The 8,487-nt window shown below is 47.6% G+C and carries 9 protein-coding genes; 4 read left to right on the top strand and 5 right to left on the bottom strand.

The window, feature by feature from the left end; translation table 11 throughout:
- Positions 1–25: 25 nt before the first annotated feature.
- The 3 genes from GY683_RS06295 to tauD all read right to left on the bottom strand — a co-directional run bounded on the left by GY683_RS06295 (position 26) and on the right by tauD (position 2,878).
- Positions 26–331: a PepSY domain-containing protein gene (locus GY683_RS06295; protein WP_297287932.1), complete on the bottom strand. Its 306-nt coding sequence runs from the start codon at positions 329–331 to the stop codon at positions 26–28.
- A 174-nt stretch (positions 332–505) separates the two neighbouring features.
- Positions 506–1,939 (bottom strand): APC family permease, encoded by a 1,434-nt coding sequence (locus GY683_RS06290; RefSeq protein ID WP_297287931.1) that lies wholly within the window; start codon positions 1,937–1,939, stop codon positions 506–508.
- Between the two features lie 72 nt (positions 1,940–2,011).
- Positions 2,012–2,878, bottom strand: coding sequence for a taurine dioxygenase (tauD, locus tag GY683_RS06285; protein ID WP_297287933.1), 867 nt, complete (start codon positions 2,876–2,878; stop codon positions 2,012–2,014).
- A gap of 277 nt (positions 2,879–3,155) precedes the next feature.
- Here tauD and GY683_RS06280 point away from each other — a divergent pair, with 277 nt between their 5' ends.
- Complete coding sequence (locus GY683_RS06280) at positions 3,156–3,605, top strand: universal stress protein (RefSeq protein WP_036367234.1); 450 nt, start codon at positions 3,156–3,158, stop codon at positions 3,603–3,605.
- 80 nt (positions 3,606–3,685) lie between these two features.
- A complete protein-coding gene (locus GY683_RS06275; RefSeq protein ID WP_297287930.1) occupies positions 3,686–4,687 on the top strand; it encodes an adenosine kinase in 1,002 nt (333 codons plus the stop codon).
- Between the two features lie 58 nt (positions 4,688–4,745).
- Here the strand turns inward: GY683_RS06275 and nfuA are convergent, their stop codons facing one another.
- Complete coding sequence (gene nfuA, locus GY683_RS06270; RefSeq protein WP_297287929.1) at positions 4,746–5,369, bottom strand: Fe-S biogenesis protein NfuA; 624 nt, start codon at positions 5,367–5,369, stop codon at positions 4,746–4,748.
- 150 nt (positions 5,370–5,519) lie between these two features.
- On the opposite strand from nfuA, the gene GY683_RS06265 reads away from it, so the two are divergent.
- Both GY683_RS06265 and GY683_RS06260 read left to right on the top strand, forming a co-directional pair.
- Positions 5,520–6,512, top strand: coding sequence for a bifunctional nicotinamide-nucleotide adenylyltransferase/Nudix hydroxylase (locus GY683_RS06265; RefSeq protein WP_297287928.1), 993 nt, complete (start codon positions 5,520–5,522; stop codon positions 6,510–6,512).
- Between the two features lies 1 nt (position 6,513).
- A complete protein-coding gene (locus tag GY683_RS06260; RefSeq protein ID WP_297287927.1) occupies positions 6,514–7,242 on the top strand; it encodes an SGNH/GDSL hydrolase family protein in 729 nt (242 codons plus the stop codon).
- A 54-nt stretch (positions 7,243–7,296) separates the two neighbouring features.
- Here GY683_RS06260 and GY683_RS06255 read toward each other — a convergent pair whose 3' ends face one another.
- Positions 7,297–8,355 carry a hypothetical protein gene (locus tag GY683_RS06255; RefSeq protein ID WP_297287926.1) on the bottom strand — a complete coding sequence of 353 codons (1,059 nt, stop codon included), beginning with the start codon at positions 8,353–8,355 and terminating at the stop codon, positions 7,297–7,299.
- Positions 8,356–8,487 lie beyond the last annotated feature (132 nt).

The raw sequence follows: 8,487 nt of genomic DNA, 5'->3' as shown, positions 1-8,487 counted from the left end.
ATTTATCGAAGATTTAAGCTAAGTATTAATCTTCAACTTCACTTTTTAGGATTTCGCCAGTTTTGGCATCAACAGACACGTCATATTCAACGCCGCGATCCGCCAATACTTCTACATCAAAATGCGCGCCAAGACGATTGTCATGACCAAAGTCAACTTTCTTCACGCTCACACCTTTAACATGTGCCTGTGCGATCTCGCCTGCTTTGGCTTGGCTGATGTATTGGTCTTTGTTTTGTTCATAGATGCGCGCGTCATCGTCTGCCATGGCAGGCGCAGCGAACAGTGCTGCTGTAGTAGATAGCGCTAGCGCAGATAAAATACGTTTCATAACGTTCTCCTATTAGATCATGATTCTATTATAACTTAAAATTGGCAATTCAGTTGGTTTGATAAATCGAGGTTTTGTATTAAAAATATCAATCAAAAGGATATTTGATGATTCACAATATAATTTACCACATGAGCTTGTTTAATTTTTAAGCATATCTTAAATTTAACAAAATTAACTGACTTTGGGAAATAGGATTTGTTTAAGTTCTGTATCACTTTTATGCTGCAAATGATCGCGGCGCATGGCATAAAAAGCCACCCCCAAAACTACCCAAACTGCAAGGGCGTAACGCGATGGCGTGCTAAGTGCGCCCACTGAACCCGGCAGCAATAAAAGCAACAAAAAACCCACCGAAATTAGCATACCCAACAATCCAAATACCTGCTGGATTTGGCTTGGTGATTGGGCATGAATGCCGAACACCGACCCATCACGGCCCAATTTATAAGCGCAAGCACAGGTATAAAAAAACGTAATCGCAATGCCAACGCTCGTCATGTCCACAATCCACAACAGTGCCGCGCGCCCAAACCAAGGACTGATCAAGCACAATACCATGATGGCATAGAATGCTGTCGATGGCGTACCATGCTTAGGATTTAGCCTGCCAAATACCGGTGGTAACATCTGGCTACGGCTTAGCGTCAGTACGACACGGCTCGCCGCCACATAAAAGCCGTTCAAGCCCGTCAATACGCCCATGCTCACCGCCACCACCATGAGCGCAAGTCCAGACTTGCCCATCACCAATGAGATCGCTGCACCCGTCTCCCATGAGCTGCTGCCAAATGCCGCCATGTTATCCCCAAAGGCAAATGCCGCTGCCGTAATGACCGCAATGTACAAAAAGCTTGCGCTGATGATGCTTGCGATGAGCAGCTTCATGATCTTACTGGCGGAGAATCGAAACTCGCCTGCCAACTGTGGAATTCCATCAAACCCCACATACGCCCAAGGCGCAAACGCTACAATCGCACCCACCGCCGACCAAAATCCAACCTGTGCCGGTGGAGATAATGGCAATGATGAGCCTTGTGAGACAAAATGAGTACCCGTTCCGACCAACACCGTCGCCACCGCAATTAGCATGAGCATCACCGCCAAAAACTGCACGCGACCTGAAATGGCGGTATTCTTAGCATTCAAATAAGCAAAACCAATCAAAAACAACGACGATACCGCCACTTCAGGCGCATAAATCGTCCAGCCTGATATCTCATACAAAGCACCCTGCATCATGACCTCAGGGATGATTAGGCGAAGCACCAACGTGACTGCCGAGGCGTTCAGCGAGATGATGCCTGCATAACCCAACATCAGCGCCCACCCAGCGATGAACCCATGCGTCCGCCCAAACGTCGCCAGCGCGAAGGCAATCCCACCGCCCGTCACCGGCAAAGACTTGGTGGCATAGCCATAATTCACCGCGATAACGCCAATCAATAGCGTACCGATAATAAAACCCGTCACCACAGCCAACAGCCCCGATGAGGACAGCCACTCATAGGGCAGCACAAATGCACCCCAACCCACCGCTGAGCCCACCGCCATGGCATAGACCCAGCTAGCTTTAAATCCTTGTTTTGACTGACTAGATTCGCTCATTACCTGTCCTTAATAGATGGATTGCTGATCATGATGGTTGACATGTGCATACTGATCGACCCTCAAAGTTCATCACGCGGCATTGCTTGCGTAATAAGGCGCATCGCCATTTACCGTCGCTCGATGCATGATGCGATGTGCATCGCCATAATCGAACATCGCCTTATGCTGTGTGCAGCGATTGTCCCAAATTGCCACATCGCCCTCACGCCACTGCCAGCGCAGGTAAAACTCTTCTTTGACAGCATACTCTGTCAAAAAATCAAGCAGCGCCCTACTTTCATCCTCAGACAATCCCTCAATATGCGAGGTAAATCCTTCACTAACAAACAAAATCGGCTTACCCGTATCGGGATGCGTGCGCACCACAGGATGCGGCACAGTTGGGTTTTTACGGTAGATTTCTTCTAGGCGCGCCTTTTCTTCATCGCTCACTCCGCCGAAGCGCTCTTCTGGGAATGACAGGCGAATGTCATGTATGGCGGTCAAGCCTTGAATTTTTTGCTTGATGTCATCATCGAGCGCCTCGAAAGCTGCCGTACCACTTGCCCATAGAGTATCACCTCCTGACGGCGGGATTTTGACTGCGCGCAGTACACAGCCCAAGGGTGGCGTCTTACTAAAAGTCACATCGGTATGCCAAAGTTCGTTATCACGCAGGTCGGTTGCATGACTGTCTAGCACGATGACCTCAGGGATGTTCGGCACGGTCGGAAAGACAGGATGAATGTGCAAGCTGCCAAATGATCTGGCGAGCTTTACCTGAGCCTCAGTCTGCAAATCCTGATCACGAAAGAAAATCACCTGATGATCAAGCAGCGCCTGCTTAATCTTGGCCAATGTCTCTTCTGTTAGATTGTTTAGATCCACACCGCCAATGACGGCGCCGATGGTTGGTTTGATCGGAGTGATGGTTAAATTTGTCATGGCAATTTCCAATAAAATGGGTTGATTATCAACAAAAGTCACAGTGCCATTATGTTAATAATAAGCCTGCCAAATTTAAAACAACAAAACCGAATTAAGTAAGTAGCGATCAGCATAACGACCACCCAAAGGCGGCATAATCATTTAAAATGCTCATTGAACTCACACAAAATCACACACAAACACCACGCCAATTCCGCCAAAATTTGTCAAAAATTTAGCTGACGATGGGTGGGAATTTTGTTATACTAAATCAAAAGGGCATATCGCCCATCACAAGGAGAATGCGATGTATCAACACGTTTTATTGGTTACCGATCTACGAGATGACACGGATTTGGTCGCGGCGAAAGCAAAATGGATTTTGGATGCGTCACCTGCTGCTCAGCTGTCGGTACTGCACATTGTTGAAGAGACCATGTTGGGTTTTGGCTATGAGCTGATTCCTGCCTCCGCCCTACATGAACAGATTGACAATGAACGCTGCCAAGAAGCGCGCACCCGACTGGCAGAAGTCTTGGCGCGCAACAGCTTGCAAGCGCACAACGTCAAAATCAAAACCGCCATCTCAGGGCGTAAAGGCATCGTTGACTATTGCCAAAACAACGCCATCGACCTCGTGGTCATCGGCCGTCATAAGCGCACAGGCTTATCAGCATGGCTAGCAGGCGCGACCGCAGACAGCATCCTGCCTGATGTGGATGCCGACTTACTTGTGGTACAATTAGCCGTCGAATGATTTAGTTTAGAATGCAGCCAAGATTATCTTGGCTGTGTTTTTATGTTTATTGTTTTATATTTTAAATTGATAGGATTTTTATGTTTGATATCATCGCCATTGGTAACGCCCTAGTGGACACCGAATTTAAGGTGAGCGACGACGCATTGACCGCCACAGGCCTGACTCGTGGCAACATGACGCTGGCCGAAGAAGAAGGTCAGCGCGCGTTATTTGACACCCTAAAAGACCAAGGCGTAAACCCTGCCAAGCAAGCTGGCGGTGGTTCAGCAGCCAACAGCATGGTGGCTTTTGCTTCTTTGGGTGGTCGTGCGTTCTACAACTGTCGTGTGGGCGGCGATGACATGGGCGATTTTTATTTATCAGACCTAGAAGAATCAGGTGTTACGACCGACGCAGATGTCGCCATCGACCCAGATGGCACGACAGGCTCGTGTGCTGTTCTTGTCACCCCTGATGGCGAGCGCACCATGCAGACCCATCTAGGCACGAGCAGCCTAATTAATGGCAACAACATCAATTTTCATACTCTGGCAGGTGCAAAATGGCTCTACCTAGAAGGTTATCTTGCCATGTCACCCACCATCGCCCAAGGCATCAGCACTTTGCACGCCAAGGCAAAAGAAGAAGGCGTTAAAGTCGCGGTAAGCTTCGCCGACCCTGCGGTGGTAAAATTCGCCAAAGAAGGTCTAGATGCCATGCTGTCAGGCGGTGTGGATGCGATATTCTGCAACCTCGAAGAAGCCATGCTCTATACTGGCACAGATAGCCATGAATCAGCAGTGCGCGCACTTGGTGAATTTGCGACCTTGGTCGTGGTTACCAACAGCGACAAACCTGCACTCATCAAACAAGGCGACGAAATCATCAGCGTACCTTCAGCCGTCATCGATAACGCGCTGGACACGAACGGCGCAGGCGACAACTACGCTGGCGCATTCCTATACGCACACACTCAAGGTCATACCCTGTCTGAATGCGGCGCACTGGCAGCGGCTGTGGCAGGTCGTATCGTGACTCAGTTCGGTCCACGCCTAAGTGCATCAGACTACCAAGCCATTAAGGCGGATATCTTAGGCTGATGCACGAACACAAAAAAGACCTGATATTATTCAGGTCTTTTTTGTACATCCCATGCGATTATTTATAATATGCGTTTTGAGTTTGAGAATGGTCGGTCTCATCAACCACGTGCATGAGCTCTGGGATTTGTTGCTTTAACTGCACTTCAACGCCTTGACGCAGCGTAACATCAACTGCACTACAACCTTGGCAGCCGCCGCCGAATTTTAGTACCGCGGTCAGTCCCGCCTCATCTTCGATCAGATCTACAAGCTCGACCATACCGCCATGGCTGGCAAGATTTGGATTGATCTCAGATTGTAGGACATAATTGATGCGCTCTTCAACGCTGGCATCTGCACCCACTTGAGGCACCTTTGAATTAGGCGCGCGGAAAGTCAGCTGACCACCGAAGCGATCTTTATTATAATCAATCACTGCATCATGCAGATAAGGAATGCTCGGCGCATCGATGTGTGCGGTAAACGCTTCAAAAGGAATCTGCAAATCTGCCTCATCGATCTCATCAGGCTGGCAGTAGCTCATGCAGCATTCGGCGCGCGGCGTACCTGGGTATTCCACAAAGATACGCACGCCAATACCTTCTACCTCTTGCTTGGCTAATAAGTCAGCAAGGTAGGCTTGGGCGTTGGGTGTGATGATGATGTTGCTGGTCAATGGGGCGTTGTCTGTGTCACTCATGGCTGGCTCTTTTTGATTAAGTTATTGTAAAATATTAGAAAGTCATAAATCTTGACTAAATTAGTCGGTTTATTTGCTCTTTATATGGTAACATAGCACCATTTTATCAAGCCGATTAACAAAACTTTTTTAATTTTTCTAAGGATAATTATGACGTACGAATTTGATTATTTGGTATTTATTGGGCGTTTTCAGCCATTTCATGACGGGCATAAATTCGTCGTCACCGAAGCACTACAACGTGCCAAGAATGTCATCATGCTCATCGGCTCGGCCAACAGCCCACGCACCATCAAGAATCCATTTAGCTTCGATGAGCGCAAGCAGATGATTCTAGGCACATTTGATGACGTCGAATCAGCTCGCATTCATTGCCTACCCATTGATGACACGCTCTACAACGACCATCAATGGCTCTACAACATCCAAAGCGCCCTACACCATCAGACCCAAGGACAAGGTCGCATTGGCATCATCGGACACACCAAGGACGACAGCTCTTATTATTTGTCATTATTTCCCAATTGGTCAGCGATTGAGCTGCCAAGTTTTGAGAATCTGTCTGCCACCCCACTGCGTAAGGCGTATTTTGAACAAGGCATCATCGATGAGCGGATGCCTGATGCTTCGCAAAATTTCCTACAATCATTCATCAGTACGCCTGACTACATGAGGCTAAAGCAAGAATATCAGCACATTCAAGCCTTTAAAGCCGAGTGGAAAGACGCGCCTTATCCACCAATATTCTGCACCGCTGACGCACTTGTGGTACAGGCAGGTCACGTGCTAATGATCGAGCGCGGTGGCGAGTACGGTCGTGGACTGTGGGCGCTACCGGGTGGGTTCTTGGATAAAGATGAAAAATGGATAAACTGTGCCCTGCGTGAATTGCAAGAAGAGACTGGTCTTATCATCCATAAAGACCAAATCAAACTCCAAGAAATCTTCGATGCACCAGATCGCTCGCCGCGCGGTCGCACCATCACGAACGTGTTTTATGCTGAACTTACAGGCGATACCCTACCCGATGTCAAAGGAGGCGATGATGCCAGTCGTGCATTTTGGTTGCCATTGCGCGAGCTTGATGGCAAGCGGATGTTCGAGGATCATTATAGCATTATCATGAAGATGTTGGGGTTATGATATGAAAGACATGTTCGGGCGCAGACGTGATTATGCACTCGCACCCCTTTATTATATACAGGCACGTCGTGTCGCTAAACACGCTCTGAAATTACCAGAGCCTAATGGCACATGCCACATCATCATACCTAACGTACCCACTCTTGCCATTCTCGGGGATTCAGCGGCGGCAGGTGTTGGTGTTGATGGTCAAGAAGATGCACCACTAGGGCGAATTTTTCATCATCTTGGCGCTCAAGACATCGCAATTAGCTGCCATTTATACGCCACCAGTGGTCATACCAGCTTTGATCTATTGCAGCGCTTATATGCGATGCCAATCACACGCATCGATATCGCCATCATTAGCATCGGTGTTAATGATGTTGTCAAAGCAACGATGAATAAAGATTGGCAATACAACCTAAACCACATCATCACGCTATTAACACGAAAATTCCGAGCGTGCCACATTATCTTTTTAAGCTTACCACCCATGCATCTTGCGCCAAGCTTACCCATTCCTTTGAATGCCTTTATCGGTCGGCGCGCCCAAGCCTTGACACAATTATTAAAGAGTGTGTGCGATGCCCATGAACAAGCGCATTACGTTACGGATGAATTTAAAACCTTCAATCTAAGTCCGCATCATATGTTTGCCAAAGATGGCTTCCACCCAAGCAAGCAGACCTATGACATCTGGTCAAGAACGCTTGCTAATAAAGTTGCCGAGCTGTTGCCATTCATATGATACATAACACAAAAACGGATCGCGCTTGATCCGTTTTTGTGTTATTGTTTACAATTAAAAGACCATTTCTACACGTCCAAAGGCGGCAACATGATGATCGCGATCCTCGGCTTTGTTATTGTAGTAACTGACATCACCCTGCAAGAACAGCCATTCACGCCATACAGGCTCACGGTAGCTGACATAAGGTCCATAGATGTTTAGGTTAGCTTTCTTGTCTTCAATGTCGCCACCTGTATAGATGCCATAGCTGAACTCACGACGTCCGTGTTTGCCTTTCCAATAGTGCTGCTGATAAAAACTATTGCCCCAGTTTAGATCTTCGGTGTCTTGACTGGTGTAGTTTAGTTGGGTTCGGTTGGTGAGCGTGCGCGTGGCGGACTGCGGCTGACTAAATTCTAAGGTAGAAAGTGTGTAGTGTTCGCTTTTTGAGCCATAACGATATACCTGCTCAAAGCGCATGTCGACATTTTTTGGCAGCTCCCACTCTTTTTCGGCGCGCATCTTGATGAATACATCATCAGAACGAACACCCAGATCAACATCCGTCTCAACGCCTAGATCCTCTCGAAACTTTGACCAGCGCAGACCAAAGGATGAGTTCTGCTCACGCGCCTCGCGTCTGTCAAATCGGCGATCGGCATGTCTAACGACACGCGAGTCATTATGAATACCGCCGTCACGCTCAACATCCAAATCCTCATCACCAAATACCAAGCTTAGGCGATTTTCAAGCGTCGGCAGCTTCAATTTACCGCGCACACGTGGCTTGACCGTTGTACCATCATACTCATTCCAGTGCATATCCATCATCACCCGAAGCGAAGCGCGCGCAGGCTCATCACGATCAGTCACACCAAACCATTTATCCATCTTATGTGCGGTCTTATTCAGATAGTCCTTAGCATCATACCGCTTCTCATCAAACCAAGTTGTCTGGGCTGCATTACGCTCAACAGGCGGTGCACCCTCACCTACCAAACTCTCATCCACCACTTGAGCTGTGGCTATATCCGCCTGATCGGCCGCTTGACTTGGCTCATCTTGAGCATTGGCGGCAGCACCCATCATACAAAATCCTGCAACGATGGGCAGTTTTTTTATCATATCCATAATTTTCCCAAAATCTTACAATTGATATAAAATAATGTTTGTAGCATAATCAATTTTTACATAGATAGCAAAATAATTTTAAAATAAACACCTCATCGCGCGATGAGGTTTTTATTTTAAAATTATTTTGCT

It is taken from the genome of Moraxella sp., from assembly GCF_024227015.1.
Lineage (GTDB): Bacteria > Pseudomonadota > Gammaproteobacteria > Pseudomonadales > Moraxellaceae > Moraxella.
Note: the sequence above shows the minus strand (reverse complement) of the source record. Positions and strands in the feature narration are given on the sequence as shown.

Excerpts from the sequence above, each read along its gene's own strand:
- GY683_RS06295 (WP_297287932.1), bottom strand. The coding sequence starts at position 331 with ATGAAACGTATTTTATCTGCGCTAGCGCTATCTACTACAGCAGCACTG.
- GY683_RS06290 (WP_297287931.1), bottom strand. The coding sequence starts at position 1,939 with ATGAGCGAATCTAGTCAGTCAAAACAAGGATTTAAAGCTAGCTGGGTC.
- GY683_RS06280 (WP_036367234.1), top strand. The coding sequence starts at position 3,156 with ATGTATCAACACGTTTTATTGGTTACCGATCTACGAGATGACACGGAT.
- GY683_RS06275 (WP_297287930.1), top strand. The coding sequence starts at position 3,686 with ATGTTTGATATCATCGCCATTGGTAACGCCCTAGTGGACACCGAATTT.
- nfuA (WP_297287929.1), bottom strand. The coding sequence starts at position 5,369 with ATGAGTGACACAGACAACGCCCCATTGACCAGCAACATCATCATCACA.
- GY683_RS06265 (WP_297287928.1), top strand. The coding sequence starts at position 5,520 with ATGACGTACGAATTTGATTATTTGGTATTTATTGGGCGTTTTCAGCCA.
- GY683_RS06260 (WP_297287927.1), top strand. The coding sequence starts at position 6,514 with ATGAAAGACATGTTCGGGCGCAGACGTGATTATGCACTCGCACCCCTT.
- GY683_RS06255 (WP_297287926.1), bottom strand. The coding sequence starts at position 8,355 with ATGGATATGATAAAAAAACTGCCCATCGTTGCAGGATTTTGTATGATG.